The sequence below is a fragment of the Methylocaldum marinum genome, assembly GCF_003584645.1.
Lineage (GTDB): Bacteria > Pseudomonadota > Gammaproteobacteria > Methylococcales > Methylococcaceae > Methylocaldum > Methylocaldum marinum.
Genome location: NZ_AP017928.1, coordinates 4584982 through 4602706, shown reverse-complemented (window position 1 = coordinate 4602706; position 17725 = coordinate 4584982). Strand labels below are relative to the sequence as shown.

Annotated in this window: 10 protein-coding genes; 7 read left to right on the top strand and 3 right to left on the bottom strand. The window is 64.3% G+C overall.

Features of this window, described 5'->3' with window-relative positions; all coding sequences use genetic code 11:
* The first annotated feature begins 83 nt into the window (after positions 1–83).
* Complete coding sequence (locus tag sS8_RS20560; protein ID WP_119631396.1) at positions 84–1538, top strand: diguanylate cyclase domain-containing protein; 1455 nt, start codon at positions 84–86, stop codon at positions 1536–1538.
* A gap of 635 nt (positions 1539–2173) precedes the next feature.
* Here sS8_RS20560 and sS8_RS20555 read toward each other — a convergent pair.
* Positions 2174–5620, bottom strand: coding sequence for an HAD-IC family P-type ATPase (locus tag sS8_RS20555; protein ID WP_179952382.1), 3447 nt, complete (start codon positions 5618–5620; stop codon positions 2174–2176).
* 477 nt (positions 5621–6097) lie between these two features.
* On the opposite strand from sS8_RS20555, the gene sS8_RS20550 reads away from it, so the two are divergent.
* The gene (locus tag sS8_RS20550) at positions 6098–6742 is read left to right on the top strand and encodes a YsnF/AvaK domain-containing protein (RefSeq protein ID WP_197716588.1); all 645 of its coding nucleotides are present in this window, start codon (positions 6098–6100) and stop codon (positions 6740–6742) included.
* A 53-nt stretch (positions 6743–6795) separates the two neighbouring features.
* Positions 6796–7905, top strand: a complete 1110-nt coding sequence (locus sS8_RS20545) for a DUF2382 domain-containing protein (RefSeq protein ID WP_119631395.1) — start codon at positions 6796–6798, stop codon at positions 7903–7905.
* Between the two features lie 517 nt (positions 7906–8422).
* On the opposite strand, the gene sS8_RS20540 is transcribed toward sS8_RS20545, so the two are convergent.
* Positions 8423–9598, bottom strand: a complete 1176-nt coding sequence (locus sS8_RS20540) for a PEP-CTERM sorting domain-containing protein (protein ID WP_119631394.1) — start codon at positions 9596–9598, stop codon at positions 8423–8425.
* Between the two features lie 13 nt (positions 9599–9611).
* Positions 9612–10325 carry a hypothetical protein gene (locus sS8_RS20535; RefSeq protein ID WP_119631393.1) on the bottom strand — a complete coding sequence of 238 codons (714 nt, stop codon included), beginning with the start codon at positions 10323–10325 and terminating at the stop codon, positions 9612–9614.
* 472 nt (positions 10326–10797) lie between these two features.
* On the opposite strand from sS8_RS20535, the gene sS8_RS20530 reads away from it, so the two are divergent.
* The 4 genes from sS8_RS20530 (at position 10798) to sS8_RS20515 (ending at position 16882) form a co-directional block, all read left to right on the top strand.
* Positions 10798–11751 (top strand): AAA family ATPase, encoded by a 954-nt coding sequence (locus tag sS8_RS20530; RefSeq protein ID WP_119631392.1) that lies wholly within the window; start codon positions 10798–10800, stop codon positions 11749–11751.
* The gene (locus sS8_RS20525; protein WP_119631391.1) at positions 11751–12986 is read left to right on the top strand and encodes a DUF58 domain-containing protein; all 1236 of its coding nucleotides are present in this window, start codon (positions 11751–11753) and stop codon (positions 12984–12986) included. Before sS8_RS20530 ends, sS8_RS20525 begins: the two co-directional genes overlap by 1 nt.
* Positions 12983–15295 (top strand): transglutaminase TgpA family protein, encoded by a 2313-nt coding sequence (locus sS8_RS20520; RefSeq protein ID WP_119631390.1) that lies wholly within the window; start codon positions 12983–12985, stop codon positions 15293–15295. The genes sS8_RS20525 and sS8_RS20520 overlap by 4 nt, the downstream gene beginning before the upstream one ends.
* 318 nt (positions 15296–15613) lie before the next feature.
* Positions 15614–16882, top strand: coding sequence for an IS110 family transposase (locus tag sS8_RS20515; RefSeq protein WP_119631389.1), 1269 nt, complete (start codon positions 15614–15616; stop codon positions 16880–16882).
* Positions 16883–17725: the final 843 nt, after the last annotated feature.

Sequence of the window (17725 nt, the reverse complement as noted above, 5' to 3'; positions counted from 1 at the left end):
AGGCCGTCCGGCACCGTGGCACGCATTCCCGTGATGTCGCCGTTGCCCGATCGAACGTCGTTCTCGCACTTGAGAAACTACCGATGATATTGACCCGCGTACTGACGCTTATCGTGATATTGAGCGTCGGCGCTCTCGGGGAATTCGTGGCGCGGCTGGAAAAACAAAGCGCCGAACGCGAACATCGCAACCAGGTGCTGAGCGTGGTCGGAGCACTGAGAGCTTCGCTGGAAAGCGAACTCAACGCCACGCTCCACCTGACGCAGGGCATGATCGCTTATGTCGCCACCGGCTCGACCCTCGAACCCGAGGTGATCGAACCCATGCTCAAAACCCTGTACGAATATGGACGGCACGTCCGCAACATCGGACTCGCCCCCGGCAACCGCCTGACCTACATATACCCGCTTGAAGGCAACGACGGAGCGCTCGGACTCTATTATCCCGATCTGAAGGAACAATGGCCGGCCGTCGAGCGGACCATCCGCGAGCGCAAACCGCGACTGGCCGGCCCGAGACAATTGATGCAGGGCGGGCTGGGTCTTATCTACCGTATTCCGGTATTCCTCGGCGCCCGGGAGGAGTATTGGGGGCTGCTCAGCATGGTAATCGATGTCGACAGCCTGTATGCCCGTGTCGGCATCGCACCCACGATCGGGGGATTGCAGCTCGCCCTACGGGGCCTGGACGGAACCGGCGCGCAGGGTGACACCTTCCTCGGCAACGCCGGATTATTCCAAACCGATGCGGTTACCGCGGAGGTCATCACGCCGGGCGGAACCTGGCAAATGGCAGCACGGCCCGCCACCGGCTGGGGCCAGGACAAACACATCGGATGGCTGCGCGCCGGCTTTTGGTTCGTCGGCATGTTGCTGGGCGGTTCCCTGCATCAGGTCATGCTTTTCGCCACCCGACGCCAGCAATTGACGGAGCAGTTACGGCAGCGCACCAGCGAACTCGAACAAAGCCATTCCAGACTCATCGCAGAAGTCGACGAGCGCAAGCGTCTCGAAGAGGAATTGCGGCATTTTGCCTTTTATGACGCCTTGACTCGGCTACCCAATCGCCGACTGTTTCTGGATCGCCTTCATCAGGCGCAATGCAACAGCGCGCGCCACAAGTCCCATGTCGCCGTGATGTTTCTCGATCTGAACAATTTCAAGGAGCTCAACGACACGCACGGTCACGATATCGGCGACCGCCTTCTGATCGATGTCGCCCGGCGCCTGCAACGCGCCGTGCGGGAAAGCGACACGGTCGCCCGGCTCGGCGGCGATGAATTCGTGGTGATGCTGGAAGGGCTCGGTCCCGAGGCGGAAACAGCCCGGATGTATGCCAATGCCATTGCCGACAACATCCGCGAGCAGCTGAACCAGGAGTATGTATTGCACGATATCCGGCACCATTGTTCAGCCAGCATCGGCGTCAAACTGTTTCTGGGCACCAACGAGGACCCCGACCAAATTCTCAAGGATGCCGACACGGAAATGTACCGCGTCAAACAGCGGTGCGGCAGACCGGCGTACGGCTGCATATGAATGGTCGAGACGGCACGCCCCGCGTCGTCGATTTTCGTGCAGGCCGGCTCCCCGGAAGATAGGGTGGACGCGGCGCACGACTAATTCCATTCGGCACTCAAGTGGACATTAAGGAAGCTCTGAATAAGCCCTCTCCCAGAGGGGTGGGTGAGGGCCTGTTGGATTAATCCGTTGCACAGGTCCCTTCCCGAATTGGAAACTTGATCGGAGCTTCCTTAATCGATGGGTAGAGCGAAGCGAAACCCATCGATGGCGGGTTAGCCCTTCGACGGAGCTCAGGACAGGCCCTTCGGCTCCGCGTAACCCACCGACCCTTCGACTTGGCTCGGGACAGTCGCACGGTGGGTTACGGCGCACGCGAAGCGCAGCGATGGGTCATCGGTCAGTGCTGATGCGCGCCTAACCCACCCTACGAAAATCAATTCCTTATTACCAATGGTCAAGAAAGTAAAGCCACAGGAGCACCCTCTCCCTCTGGGACAAATCGGCAGGACTGCCGATTTGCACGCGTGAGCGCCGCTTGCGGCTCCGCACAGGGATGTGCGGAGTGATTGGGTTGGGGTGAGGGCGATTCGAATAGGACTTTACTTTCTTTACGCTCGGTAAAAGCGATTGGGAATTAGCTCCCTCGTCCCTCATTGCAATGTTTCATGGCGAAATGAAGACATGTCTTCCAGCGGTTCGATATGAGTCACGATGAGAAGATTCGGGACCACCCCGCGGATGTCGGATTCGATCCGCTCCAGGAGTTCATGTCCCTCGCGGACGGTCATCGCGCCCGGAACGAGCACGTGCAGGGTGATCAGCCGCTGGGTGCCGGAGACGCGGGCGCGGAGGTCGTGAAAGCGGATGCCTTGCCGCCGGTAGTCGTCGAGAACCCGTTCGACGCGATGTCGTTCTTCGGACGGGATGGCGGCGCCGAGGAGCCCCGAAAGCGAGCGCAGTATGAGCCGGGTGCCTGCAACCACGATATTGACAGCCGCCAGGATTGCGATGGCCGGATCCAGCCATTGCCAGCCGGTCAATGCGATTCCTCCCAGACCGGCCAGGACGGCGGCCGTGGTCCAGACGTCGGTCATCAAATGCTTGCCGTCCGCCTCCAAGGCGATCGATCCGGACCTGCGCCCGACCCGCAGCAGCACCCGGGCCACCGCCAGATTGACCAGCGCCGCCGCCACCGAAACGAGCATGCCCAGGTTGAGAGCCTCCAGCGCCTGAGGATGGATCAGCCTGTCCCAGGCCGCCCAGACGATACCGGCGGCCGCCACCAGAATCAGGGCGCCCTCGAAGCCGCTGGAAAAATATTCGGCCTGACCGTGTCCGAACGGATGATTTTTGTCGGCGGGCCGTGCAGCCAGCGTGAGTACGATCAAGGCCGCTCCGGCGCCCAGCAGGTTGACCAGGGATTCGGCCGCATCCGACAGCAGCGCCACCGAACCGGTGACGAGATACGCCGTCGTCTTCAGGGCGATCGTGCCGAGCGCCGCGAAGATCGATAGCCAGGCATAGCGGGTGAGCGGCGCATCCGGCGATCGCGAAAGGGCGGCCTCGCTGCGACCGCCCTCGGCGGCGCGACGCAGGTAAGAGACGACGGAACCGCCGAGCGCCCGCACCAGGCGCCGGCCCGCGTCGTACAAAATAATCGGGCCGGCTACGGATAACAGCCCGCCGAACATGGCGATCAGCCAGTCGTCCCCGTGCAGGGGCTGCAGGCTCAAACGCGCGGCCAGCCAGGGCGTCTGCACCAGGGCCAGCGAAGAGCCCACCGTCACGGCGACCATCAGCCAGGCGCTTTTCGTCCGCAGGCGGCTCAGAACCGCGGTGGCCGCCGCGCTGGCACAGGTCAGCGCCACCATGGCCATGGCGCGCGCATGTTCGACATTGCCGCCGGGCAACAGGCTGCGGTCGTAAGCCCACAGGACCAGCGCCGTGATCAGCGCTCCGATCACGGCAATCAGGAACCACTCCCCGCCCGAGAAGAATCGCGCGGCGCGGCGTTTCGGCACCGGCCGCAAAGGTCCTCGCGCCGGCAGTTCCTGAAACACCAGGAGCGCGGTCGGGTGGATGAGGGTCTCCAACCAGACGATATGAACGGGCAGATAGAGGATGGGATGCCCGCTCAGCGGAATGAAAGTGGCCGTGATGACCAGAGGAATGTGGATCAGCAGCAGATACTGGAAACTGAGCCGCAAATTGCGAAACAACTGCCGCCCTTCGGCGATGGCCCGCACGATGGTGTTGAAGTTGTCGTCGAGCAGGACGATGGAGGCGATTTCCCGCGCGCTGCGGGTGCCGCGCTCGCCCATGGCGATGCCGATATCGGAGGCTTGCAGGGCGGGGACATCGTTCACGCCGTCGCCGGTCACCGCTACGATCTCGCCCTGGGCCTTCAAGGCCCGCACCAGGGCCAGCTTCTGGGCCGGCATGGCGCGCGCCACCACGTCGAAATCCGCACGGAGGGCCGCACCGCCGTCGAGACGGCTGACCAGCTCGTCGCCCGGAAGCATGTCACCCTTCATCCCGATTTGCCGCGCCACGCCGGCCGCCGTCATCGGGTGATCGCCGGTGACCATCACCACACGTATGCCGGCGGCGCGGCATTCCCGGACCGCCTCGATCACGCCGTCCCGGATCGGATCCTCGAAAGCCAGCAGCCCCGCGAACAGGCCGCCCCGGTCCGGCTCGCCGCCGCTCCAGGCGGCATCATCCAGATGCCAGTACACGCAGGCGAGAACCTTGTGTCCTTCCGCGGCCAGCCGCTCGACCTCGGCGGCCCATTCGAGCCGCTCCGTCTCGCCGAGGTTCGCCATAGGCAACAGCACTTCGGGAGCGCCCTTGCTGGCGACGCATATCCTGCCGCCGATGCGAACCACCACGGTCTCGCGGCGGCGCTGCTCGGTGTACGGATAGGTCTCGAGCACGCTATCGGCGACGGCCGAAACCGCATGTTTTCCGGCGCGTTCGAGTATTGCCGTATCCATGGGATCGCCGCTTTCCCCGCGTGAAGCGAGACCCGCCCAGCGGAGCAGTTCGTCTTCGCCAAAGCCCGCGGCCGGAGCCAGATGTTCGAGTCGAAGGCGGCCCTCGGTGATGGTTCCGGTCTTGTCGGAACAGATGCAGGTGACGCGGCCGATGTTCTCCACCGAGACGCCGCGGCGGACCAGCGCTTTTCGCCGTGCCAGCCGATAGGCGCCGACGCCGAGGAACATCGTGAACACCACCGGAAACTCCTCGGGAAGGGCCGCCACGGCGAGAGTCGCCGCGCTGACCAGGGCGTCCACCCAGCCGTGGCCCTGGCGCAGCCGCACCCCGGCCAGAATCAGACAAAGCACGCAGGCGGCCGCCGTCAACAGCACCACCAGGTTGGAAATGGCCGTCTGCAAAGGGGTGCGCTCATGTCCGCCCGCGGCCGCCGTACGAACGATCTCGCCGTACAGGGTCTGCCGGCCGGTATACGCCATCGTCAATTCCGCCTGACCGGTCAGGAGGCGGGTACCGGCGAATCCCCAGTGGTCGCCGTCGATCCAGACGGACTCGTCCGACGCGGCCGGCCCGGATGCGAGCGCCTTCTTCGGCACCGGGTACGCCTCGCCGGTCAGCGGCGATTCGTCGGCCTGCAAACCTTCTCCGGAGACGATTAATCCGTCGGCCGGAAACGACTCGCCGGTTTCGACGAGGACGCGGTCGCCGGGAACCAGTTCGGCGGCGGATACTTCCGACAGCACGCCATCCCGAACGACCCGCGCCGTCTGCGCGAGCCGCCGGCCGAGCCCCTCGGTGGACACCCGGGTCCGGCGGTGCAGATACGCATCCATGCCGATCAGCGGCAGAATCGCCACCGCCAGCGTGACCGCCTCGGCGTAATTGCCGAGCACGGCGTAAATCAGGCCGACCCCGATCAGGAACCAGATCATGGGGTCCTTGAGCGTGTCGCGGGCGAGTTCCAGCCAGGGGCTACCGGCGACTTCGAGGATGTCGTTTCGCCCGTATCGCGCCCTGCGCTCGACAACATCCGAGGCTGACAGCCCGCGCGGGTCGACCGCAAGATCCTTCATTCGTGCTGCGGAAATGTCGCGACGCATGGCAGTGGAAATCTCAGAGGGAAATGGCCAACGGAATCGGGCGTTCGGAGTCGTTTCAAGGCCATTATCCAAGAAACGGCCGTTGACCGCTTGGCGGCGTTGCTCCTTCTAAGCCTTCCTCGGCAATCCCTTGCCGACGCAGACGCTCGCTCGGGCCGTGACGTCGGGAAAGGATTCCCGACCTACCGGGTGCCCGGTTGTAGGTCGGCAATCCCTTGCCGACGAACCCTGCCGTTTCGCTGCCGGCGAATGTAATCGGCGCTGTAACTCTACCGGCCAGATCTTCCCGAAACCTCGTCCTCTTTCAGGGAACTCCCTGTCGGAATCCGTTTCCAAATAGGAACATCGGCGTTACTTGCACAGGAATAGAGACATCAGGATGCAAAAAGGAGTCACTCGGGTCTCACGTTGCCAATCCGCATTCGCGGGCCGTGACCAGCCCGCCCGAGCCGGGAATCACGCGACAAACCATACGCCATGGAAAGCTCGCCGCTGCCCCATGCGGTAGTCGTCACCACCGACGGTTTTCGGGGTTTTGTCGACTCCGAAGTCTTGCCGCTCGCAGAACAGTCCGCAGTCGCGGTTCGCTTCGAACTCGGCGAACGGCTGATGATCCCCGTGAATCTCCTCGAGCCGCAGCAGGACGGAAGCTACGTTCTGACCATGAACTTCACCGAAGCCATGACCCGCCGGCGGGAAACGCCTGGCCGTGCCGAAACGCTGACCATTCCCGTGACGGAAGAGCGACTGGTACGACAAAAACGCAAGGTGGAAACCGGACGGGTCCGTGTCACCAAGCGCGTGTCCACCCGCGTCGAACAGGTCGACGATCCTTTGGTTCAGGAAACGGTTCATGTCGAGCGGGTCGCCGTAAACCGCCCCGTGGACGAAACCGTGCCCGCCCGCCACGAGGGCGACACGCTGATCATCCCCGTGTTCGAGGAAACCCTGGTGGTGCGAAAGCAGCTCATGCTCAAGGAAGAGCTGCACGTGACCCGGCGCAGGACGGAGTCGCACCGGCCGCAGCAGGTGACCTTGCGGCGCGAAGACGTGTCGGTCGAGCGGCTACCTTCCCGTACGCAAGGGGAAGCCGATCGCGAACGGCCCGATGTCTCGAACTGAGATGCCTTGATGTTGTCGATCTGATTTTTTTACGTTCGGATAAGGAGAGAGCCATGATGAACACAGTGGTTGGATTGCTGGATACGCGATCGGAAGCGGAAAAGGTCGTGCACGACCTCGAACGCGAAGGCATCGGTCGCGATCACATTCATGTCATGACCAGCGATGTCGAATACGAGCGGGAGCTGAGCGGGGCCCGCGGAGCCGAGAAAGAATCCGGCCTGCGCTTCGTTCTGTCCAAGCTCGGGCTGCTGGAACAGCGGCGGGAAGAAATCGGTCTGCCCGCGGAGGATATCCGCTATTACGCCGAAGGCGTGCGGCGCGGAGGCCTGCTGGTCACGGTCGAAACCGATGAAAGCCATGCCGATCGCGCCGCCCGGATTCTGGCGGAGCACGGCGCGGTGGATATCGAAGAACGCGCCACTCAATGGCAGCAGCCGGGCACGACGCCCCCCGCCGCGGGCAGGACTGACACCGCTGCGGAACCGATGCCTGGCGCGCCGGAACCTGCGCGTGGCGCCGAGGAGGCCAAGATTCCGGTGGTCGAGGAAGAACTGAAAGTCGGCAAGCGCGCCGTCAAGCACGGCGGAGTCCGCGTCTACACCCACGTCACGGAGCGTCCGGTAGACGAAGACGTCACCCTGCGCGAAGAGCATGTCCGAGTCGAGCGCCATCCGGTAGACCGCCCCATGTCGGAAGCGGACATGGCCGCGTTCAAGGAAGGCAGCATGGAATTCACCGAAATGGCCGAAGAGGCCGTGGCATCCAAGGAAGCCCGTGTGGTCGAGGAGGTCACCGTCAGCAAAGGCGTTACGGAACATACCGAGACCGTCCACGATACGCTGCGCGGCACCGAGGTCGAAGTGGAGGAATTCGGGCGAGCCACGGCAGGACCGTCCCCGGATTTCGCGTCTCTCGACTCGGATTTCCGCCAGCACTACTCGACCCACTTCGGCAATCTGGGACAGCCTTACGATCGTTATCTGCCCGCCTACCGCTTCGGCCACACGCTGGGCACCCATCCCGCTCTCGCCGGCAAGGACTGGGCCGCGCTGGAACCGGAAGCCCGCCGCGAATGGGAAAGAAACCCGTCTGCCGGAGAATGGGACCAAATGAAAAGCGCGATCCATCATGCCTGGGAACGCGTGCGTGGTAACCGCTGAACACCGCGGCGCGGTCTAAACCGAGGGGCTTCCCCGAGAAGCCCCTCTCCTTCCGGCACAGATGCCCCGCGAATCCGAAAGGGGGACAGAGATAAGCTTGCCGCGAGCGAAGCCGAAGGGCGAAGCGCCGAGACTCATTCCGCCCGCAACGGACCTTTCCCCCCTGTCCGGGCAATGCCCTTAAAGAAGCTCTGAATAAGCCCTCTCCCAGAGGGTTGGGTGAGGGCCTGTTGAATCAATCCGTTGCACCGGTTGCTTCTCCGAATTGGAGACTTGATCAGAGCTTCCTTAATCGGATGGGTAGAGAGCGAAGCGAAACCCATCGGCGATCGGTTAGCCCCTCGGCTCGGGACAGGCCCTTCGACGGAGCTCAGGACAGGCCCCGCGTAAGCCGCCGATTCAAGGTCGCCCGGTGGGTTACGGCGCACGCGAAGCGCAGTGATGGGTCATCGGTCAGTGCTGATGTGCGCCTAACCCACCCTACAAAAATGAATTCCTTATCGAAAGCGATCTGGAATTACACGGTTCGGCGCCCGTTACGGGCAGCGCCGCCTAACGCCATCAGACCCGATGCCAGAAGCCAGAACGCTGCCGGCAGCGGCACCGGCGCGGGGGACAAATCGGCCAGCCAGGCTTCGGTGTTGCCGTCCGGGTTGACGCCGTATCCGGCAATGAATCTCCCGTCGCCCGAAACGCCCAAGACGTTACCGATCGTCCAAGGCGCGAGGTCCAGCCCGTATTCGTCCATCAGCCAGTCCTTCACATTCCGCATGCCGTTTGCCTCATCCCAGAGGAAGCCCTCGGACGTGAACGTGGACGTGGCGCCGTCGAAATTGAACGACTGCCCCACCACCAGGGTTCCGTCACCGGAAACCGCGTTGGTGTTGCTGTTTTGATAACCCGGCAGGGTGCCGAGGTTTTCCCAGCCGCCTTCTTCGGTCCAGACCATGGCATAGTTGAAATCGCCGACCTTTCCCCCACCGGCGATCACCGTACCGTCGTCGGAAACGCCGCTCGCTCCGGAGGATGTCGCTCCCGGGAGTTTCCCAAGGCCGCTCATGCCGTCCTCGGCGGTCCAGCGAAAAGCCTGTCCATCGGTCAGAGTATTGCTCTGACCCACGATGACGGATCCGTCCGCGCTGATCGCCCGCGCCCAGCTCCAGATATCGCCCGGCAATTGCCCCATATCGACCATGCCGGTGGCTTCGCTCCAGCGGTAACCGGAACCCATCGGATGGGCGCTGGTCTGGCTGTAACCCACAATGATCGAGCCGTCCGCGCTGATGCCGCTGGCCCGGGTGAAACCATCATTGGCACCGAGACCGCCCAGGCCGGTCAGTCCGGCGGCCTGAGTCCAGCGGAAAGCCTGATAGCCACTGCCGGAACCGCTGTAGCCGACGATCACCGTACCGTCGGCGGAAATGGCGCTGGCGTAGCTCAGATGATCCCCGCCGGGCAACACGCCCAAGGACTCCATGCCGCCGCCGCGGGTCCAGCGAAAGGCCTCGGTTCCGGCCGCGGTGGCGCCATAACCGACGACGGTCGAACCGTCGGCGGAAACGGCCGCGGCATAACTTTTGACCTCCCCTCCCGGCAAATCGCCCAGAGGCGTGAAGCTGGCCGCGAACGCCGGATGTGAGACGGAGAACGCCAAAGCCAGCAAACCGCTCGTCTGCCTTATCGGATATCGCATGATTCTCTCCTATTCAAACGCTGGTCTTGAGAGCATGCGGCCGCTTGCGCCCCCAAGCGGTAAACCCCAGCAAGACGCTGCCGAGCAGATAAGCCGCTCCGGGCAGCGGCACGGGGGACGCCGCTACCGTAAATCGATAGGCGGCCGGGTGTCCCTCGGTGATGTTGTCGTTGCCGCCGAGCGCGACGGTATATTCGCCTGCCGGAAGGAACAGCGACAGGGTGGCGTCGCCCTGATAAGGACCGGGGCCTGTGGTGACGTGCCGGAGGTAACTGAAACCGTCGGCGTCTACCCAGAAAGGAACCTGATCCTGCTCGTACGTGTGCCAGTTCGCGCCGTGGTTGTCCGCGCCTTGCCAGAGGGTGAACGCGGGCACCAGATCGCTGTTGTCCGGAGCCAAGCTGAGTTGGACCCGGGCGTCGGCCTCGAGACGGATGTAGCCCCAGACCGAGGTATGCGTCCAGCCGAGCGGGATTCCCAAAGGTCCCGGCAAGTTGACCGAATCCGACCAGGCCCTGGATCCGACCGAGCCCGACCAGGTTTCAACCGCCGGGTCCTGCCCATTGACGAGATCCATGAGGAATCCGTAACCGATACCCGTGCCGTCTTCACCGGGACGCGCCGGCAGATCGCCACCCACCACGCCGGCGAGCGAAGGCTCCGCGATTCCGAACGACACGGTAAACATCAGGCCATGGAATAATTTGCGTCGATTCAAGCTGGTCATAATTCCCCCCTAGTCATAAAGGTTGACGGAGCGGGTCCTCTCGATGAACAGAACGCCCCGAATCGCGCCCGGCTCGCGCCGGGCGCGCGCCGATAGCGATACAAGCTTGGTGCCAAGGCACATAACCTTATGAAATGCATGGTTTTATACGCACGCCGCCCCGAAACCGCTCGGCCACGGTGTGTGTTCTGCCGCAGTGACTGCGTGAAAATAGCCAAGGCAACACCTTTTCGCCGCTCTCGCATCGGTTCTTGCCTGGCGCGAAAGAGCCCTATTCAAGCCGAATACCTGCCACCGGCCCCCTTCGTGAGTCGACCGAATTCCAGCCGCGCCGGTCTGTCCCCAGCCCTTGCGCTTTCAGCGCGGCCCAGATCGTCTACGCTTTATAGGAACTGTCTCCAGCCGCCTATACCGGAAACCCCGCATCGGCGGCATCGCTTTTCCGTATCGTCTCGTATCCAGGAGAAATGACATGCCCGCTCCACGCGAGGATCTGGCCGCGCTTTACAACAATATTTCCCGCATCATTCTCGGCAAACGGGAAGCGGTGCTGTTCGCCATCGCCTGTCTCCTGGCTCGGGGACATCTTTTAATCGAGGACGTGCCGGGTGTCGGCAAGACCATGCTGGCGCGCGCGCTGGCCCGGTCCATCAACGGACAGTTCCGGCGGGTGCAGTGCACGCCGGATCTGCTGCCCTCGGACATCACCGGCGTATCCGTCTACAACCAGAAATCGAGCGAATTCGAGTTCGTGGCGGGTCCCGTGTTCACTCATATTCTGCTGGCCGACGAGGTGAACCGGGCAACCCCGCGCACCCAGTCCAGCCTGCTGGAGTGCATGGCGGAGAACCAGGTCACGGTGGAAGGCCAGACCCGCCGGCTGGACTCGCTGTTCATGGTGCTGGCGACCCAGAACCCGGTCGAGTTCCACGGCACGTTTCCGTTGCCGGAAGCGCAGCTCGACCGCTTCTTCATGCGCATCCGCATGGGCTATCCGGAAGCTTCCGAGGAAATCGCCATCCTCCGCGCGCAGAACCGCCGCCACCCCATCGAGGACATCAAGCCGGCGCTGAACCGCGATCGGATATTGGCCTTGCAGGACCGGGTAGCCGAGGTGGCGGTGCACGACAGCGTGGCCGAATATATCATCGCCCTGGTTCGCGCCACCCGCTCCCACTCGGACGTAGAACTGGGCGCCAGCCCGCGCGGCTCGCTGGCCCTGATGAAAGCGGCCCAGGCCATGGCCTTGCTGTCCGGACGCGAGTTCGTGACTCCGCAACTGGTGAAGCAGGTGGCGGCGCCGGTTCTAAGCCATCGGCTGATTCTCCGGCAGACTACCGCCCTGGCGGGAAAACGCGGCGACGACGTGATCCGCGAAGTGTTGCAGATGGTGCCGACGCCAGCCGCAGAGGACGCGGCAGCCTGATGAACGCCTCCCTGGAAGCCCGCATTGAACGCGGCCTGGCCGCGCTCCATCTCGGCGTGGCGCTGCCGGCCACCGCCCTGGTGCTGCTGCTGATCGCCTGGAACCGCGGCATCGCCCTGCTCTACGGATTGCTGGCCCTGGTGCTGGCGACCTGGGTGATCGCCCACCTCGCGCCCTTGCGCCACCTCCTCGGCATCGAGGCCCGCCGCCGCCATCCCCCCAGCGTCCACGAGGGAGAGCCGCTGCCGCTCACGGTGGAACTCCGCCACGCCGGCCGGGGCGCACGCTACCTGCTGGAAGTGGTGGACCGGGTCCCCTGCGCTCCCGAGGAGGAACAACAGCCAAGCGGCTTCATCGAGCGCCTGCGGGAACGGGCTAAGCTGGAACTGCAGGCGAGCTGCGACTGCCGCGGCACCTACACACTCGGACCGCTGCGGCTGCGCACCGGGTATCCCCTGGGAATCCGCTGGCGCGAGCTGGAACTGCCCGGCACCGAATCCGAGCTGCTGGTCTATCCCGCCCCCTTTCCGATCCGCCGGCTGAAATGGCTGGACGCTTCGCTCACCCCGGTCCTCGGATCGCGCGCGGTAGCGGTCAAGGGCGGGGACGAATCGTTTTTCGGGCTGCGCGACTATCAGCGCGGCGACAGTCCGCGCTACATCGACTGGCGCTCCACCGCCCGGCTGAGCCGCCTGCTGGTCAAGGAGCACGAGGTGCTCGCGAGTAGCGAACTGATGATCGTGCTCGACCTCAATCGGGAGCATCAGGCCGGGGAAGGCCGGGAATCGATGCTGGAATACGCGGTGAAGATCGCGGCCTCCATCGCCCGATTCGCTTTAGGGGAAGGCCATGGCGTCGGCCTCCTGGGCGTGGGAAAAAGCATATACCGGGTGGCGCCGGGACGCGGATGGGGACACAACCAATCCATCCTGGACGTATTGGCGCGGGTGCAGGCCGAGGGTTCGGCGCCGTATGCCGAAGCCGTCGAGCACGCCACGGCCTCCCTGCCCCGCGGAGGGCTGATGGTGCTGTTCGACCACGGCACCGAGGTCACTCTGGACCAAACGCTGTCAGTGCGCTTGTCCGGCCGGCGCGTGACGCCGGGCTGGGTGTGCTTCGACCGCCATAGCTTCGACTTCCCGATGAGCCGCGACCCGCGCTCCGAAGCGTCGTTGCGCTCCGGGATTTATCATGTGCGCCGGGGCGACGACCTCGGGAAGGTGTTCGCGACATGAGCGCCCTCGAGATCGCCCACCAGCAACCGCTGGCCGATCGCCGGCTGTATCTCAGCCTGTGGAGTCTCCTGTCCGGCGCCGCCCTGGCCCAGGCCTCGCTGCAGCCCCTCGCCGGCGCGCTCGGGTCGACACTGTTCTGGGCCGTGGTTTTCGGGGCGGGACTCGCCGTCGGAGCCACCCAGGACCCCGAGGCGTCCCTGCCCAAGCAACTCAATCAGGGCGCGGCAGCCTTGGGAATGCTCGCCTTCCTGCTGGCGCTGCCCCACGGCCTGGCCCGCGCCCTGCTGCTCCTGCTGCTGTGGCTGCAAGCGGCCCAGAATTTCCGCCTGCACACCCGCCGGGACGCCTATTTCGCCCTGGCGATTTCCTTCGTGGCGGTCCTGTTCGCCTCGGGACACAGCAAGAGCGGCTGGTTCCTGGTATGGCTGGCCCTGTACGCGCTGGCGGCGGTCTACACCCTGGTGCTGCTCCATGCCCAGGCCTGCCGCGCCCGGGCCGCGGGAATCGCCGCCGACACGCGTGCGCTGCTGCCGCCGGCCAACGTACTGGCCCTGACCACCGCTGTCCTGCTGACGGCCGGGACGATCTACCTGTTCATGCCCCGACCGCCGGCGGCCAAGCTGGGGGCTTACATGGACGCCGGCGGCCACGATTATTTCGATTCGAAATGGGAGCGGGAGGCCGATACCGAGTCCGAAAAGGACGCTGGAGACGACGAAAATGACACGAACCGGCAGGATCTTTCGGAGCCGTCCGGCGACGCCGAGACCGACCGGCCGCCGGCCCGCCGCGACGAGCAATACGATTACTCCGGTTTCGAAGAAGATTTCCGCATCGACCAGACCTCTTCCGGCCGGACCGGGACCAAGAGCGGCGGTGCGCGCGGCACGTCCAACGACATCCTGCTTTACGTCCAGGCGCCGCAACCCCTGTATCTCACCGGCCGGGTGTTCGACACTTTCGACGGATTACACTGGAGCCGCCGCAGCCGGGCGGAGCGCAAGCGGCGCCTGGAACGGGGCCGGCTCGCGCTGGACCCCGCACCTCTCGCACCGGAACCGATCAAGCAGGTCGTCGAGGTCGCCACCTCCATCGCCCAGCCCTCGCTGTTCGCCGCTTCGCAAGCGGTCGACCTGGGTTTCCCCGGTTCCGTCGTGGGCGTCGACCGCTACGGGGCGCTGAGGATTCCGAGAGGACTGGAAGCCGGCACCGTGTACCAGGTATCCAGCCGCTTCCGCCGGGTCGAAGGCCATCTCGCGCATGATTCGTCTCCGCCCAAGGACGCTGCGGCCTACCTGCAACTCCCGGACGGCCAGGACCCGCGCATCGCCCAGCTGGCCGAGCGGGTGACGGCTGCCGCGGCCACGCCCTTCGACGCCGCGCTCGAACTGGAGAACCATCTCCGCACCCAATATGCCTATACCCTCGACACGCTCGCCTCGCAGAACACCACGCCCCTGGCGGAATTCCTGTTCGAGACCCGGCGCGGCCACTGCGAATTCTTCGCCAGCGCCATGGCGGTCATGCTGCGCACCCGCGGCATCCCGTCCCGGCTGGTGACCGGTTTCGCGGCGACCAACCTCAATCCCATGACCGGTTATTACGAAGTCCGGGTGCTGGACGGCCATGCCTGGGTCGAAGCCTGGTTTCCGGACCACGGCTGGGTGCTGTTCGAGCCCACCGCCTATTACGACCTGCCCCGGCCCGAGCCGTCCGCTGCCCTCACCGCCCGGCAGTTGGAGCGCTACATCGACAATCTCGCCCGGCAGACGGAACTGCTGTCCCCCGAAACCGACGGCGGCTGGCCCAGCCTGGCGGAAACCCTGCGTCTGATCAAGGACGCCGTGGTGCACGGATTCACGCGATTATCGGAAGCCGCGATGAAATTCGCGGAAGAAGCGGGACCTTATCTGGCCGGCTTGGTCATCCTGGGACTGCTGATCCGGTTCGGCTGGCACACCGTGGCGACGCCGATACGCGACCGGCTCGCCCTGCGCCGGGTGCAGGCCGCACGCCGGAGCGATCCGCAGCGGTTCGCGCGGGTTTGTTACGGAGAGACCGAACGCTGGCTGGCCCGGCGCGGCTTCCCGCGTGATCCGGCGCAAACCGAGGAGGAATACCGGGCGCAGGTGGCGAGACATTGGGAACCCGCGGGCGACGCCCTGCGCCGCTTGATCCGGGTATTCCAGAAGGCCCGTTATGGGACGGGGCCGCTGCAAGCCCGAGAGGCCGAAGCGTGTTTCAGCGACTTCATGGCGATCACCACCCTCGTGACCCCGGCCGGACGCGCGAAGGTCCGCTCGAATTAGCGCGCCGTCTCACCGGAAACCGGCGCACCATGGATTCGGATCGGAGAAAGCGTTGGCAGCAGGCCGGATTACCCCGAAGAACCGGGAACTCCAATGCCTTTAAGTTAAGGAAGCTCTGAATAAGCCCTCCGGGAGAGGGTTGGGTGAGGGCCCGTTAGATCAATCAGTTGCACAGCTCGCTTCTCCGAATTGGAGACTCAAAAGGCATTCATTTTTGTAGTCAGTTATAAGAGAGCTCTGACGGGAGTTGGAGGGGGACCCTCAAGTCCGGTACAAAGGTTTTGTTCCATCAACCGGAAGACGTAGGAGGTATCCCCCATGGGTAAGCGAAGCTATCGTAGCACGGCGTTTGACGAGATGGATGGGTCGGCGGTTTTGGGCCGGCTCGAAGGTAAGCGGGTGGTGTTGGCGGTGGACGTGGCGAAGGAGGCGTTCATGGCGCAACTGCTGACGGAAGAGCGGGAGGTGTTGGCGACGGTGCGGTGGCGTCATCCGCAGCAGACGCGGGCGCTGGTGGAGACGCTGAAGGGGTGGCTAGGGCGTTGTCGGGTGGAGGTGGTGATGGAGCCGACCGGGACGTACGGAGATGCCTTGCGTGCTCTGCTGGTGGCGCAGGGTTGGCCGGTGTACCGGGTGAGCCCGAAGCGGGTGCATGATGCGGCGGAAGTGTACGATGGGGTGCCGAGCTTGCACGATGCGAAGGCGGCGTACGTGATGGGGCGGCTGCATCTGGAAGGGGTCAGCGAGGTGTGGGAGGAGGTTTCGGACGAGCGCCGGGAGATGAAGGCCTTACAGGGGCTGTTGCGGTTGTACCAGGGGCGGTACCGGCGGGGTTTGAACCGGCTGGAAGCGCAGTTGGCGCGGCACTGGCCGGAGGTGTTAGGGATGCTGGGGCTGGACTCGGTCACGCTGCTGCAGCTGTTGGCCGTGTATGGGGAGCCTGGGCGGATTGCCGCCGATCCGGAGGGGGCGGCGCTCTTGATGGGGCGAGTGGGCGGTCGAGGTCTGCGCCCGGACAAACGTGACGCGGTGCTGGCGAGTGCGGCGCGGAGTGTGGGGGTGCCCTGTCTTGAGGCGGAACGGGAACTGATCCAGCGGCTGGCGGCGGATGTGCTGGCGACCCGCGAGGAGTTGCGGGAGCTGGAACGGCGCGTGAAGGCCAAGGTCGAGCAGACGCCGGTTCTGCGGCGCATGGCGGCGGTGGTGGGGTCGACGACCAGTGCCGTGCTGCTGGCGACGCAAGGGTCGCCGCTGGACTATCCGGAGCCCCGCAGTTACCAGAAGAGCCTGGGGCTCAACCTCAAGGAACGCTCCAGCGGTCAACACAAGGGCCAGCTGAAGATCACCAAGCGGGGCCCGTCGCTGGCCCGGCAATACCTTTATTTTGCCGCGCTTCGGTTGATCGACCGCGATCCGGTGGTGCGCCACTGGTGTGAGCGGAAAGCCGGGCGTGACGGGGGGCGTAAGGGCAAGGCGGTGACGGCGGTCATGCGGAAATTGGCCAAGGCCTTGTGGTATGTGGCCCGCGGCGAGCCGTTTGAGACCCGTAAGCTGTTCACGGTCGAGACCTGGCCGATGGCCGCTTGAGGTGGGGACAGGACCGATGCCTCCCATGGGAGGACAGCGAGGAGAGACGATGACCTAAGTTGTTCTGTGTTGATGGGCAAGGGTTTGGTGTCTTCCTGGGGGTGACCTTCCACCCACCCTGAGACCGGCTACAGGTCCCAACGTAGTCCCGAGGCCCCCCCCAGGATGACCCAGGGTTGCGATATCCCATGGAACTGATTCGATGCCGGTTGCCGGACATCCGATGTGAGAGGTTCGATTGACGCCCTGGCGTGGCATCCGGGAGACCCAGACCGAGCCCCTATTAACCGATAACCGACAGCACGATGTCCTTCTGCGCCTTTCAGGTTTTTGACGGCGCACCGGATTCGTGCTGGCAAAGAGGATCCTGTGAAACCAAAAATTGGGGACTTGACTGGGCTATGAGAGGGTGGGTTAGGCCGCAAGGCCGTAACCCACCGAGCAACCTCGGGCCTGTCCTGAGCTCCGTCGAAGGGCTAACCCGCCCTACAATGAATGTCCGCTTGAGTGCCGAATGAAATCAATCAGTATCGGCAATCCTTTGCCGACGAAGCCATCGGCCCAACGGCGGCATCGGAAACGAATTCCCCAGCGACTCGCGAGTTCCCCCTACAGTTGGCATGAAAAGAGAAAGCGCCAGGATTCGTCTTGGCAAACGCGTTTTGACAAATACCCACCCCGAATTTCCGTCTCACGCTTCGAAGCGGGCCGTTGGCGCCACCGCGGTGCTCCGATTGCGTGAAATGAACCGACGAAGAAAACGTTGCAGCTAAACCAACCGTTTGCGATTGGAAGGGTGGCTTCGGCGCTCCCGAAGACGCCGTTTGCGATTGGAAGGGTCGC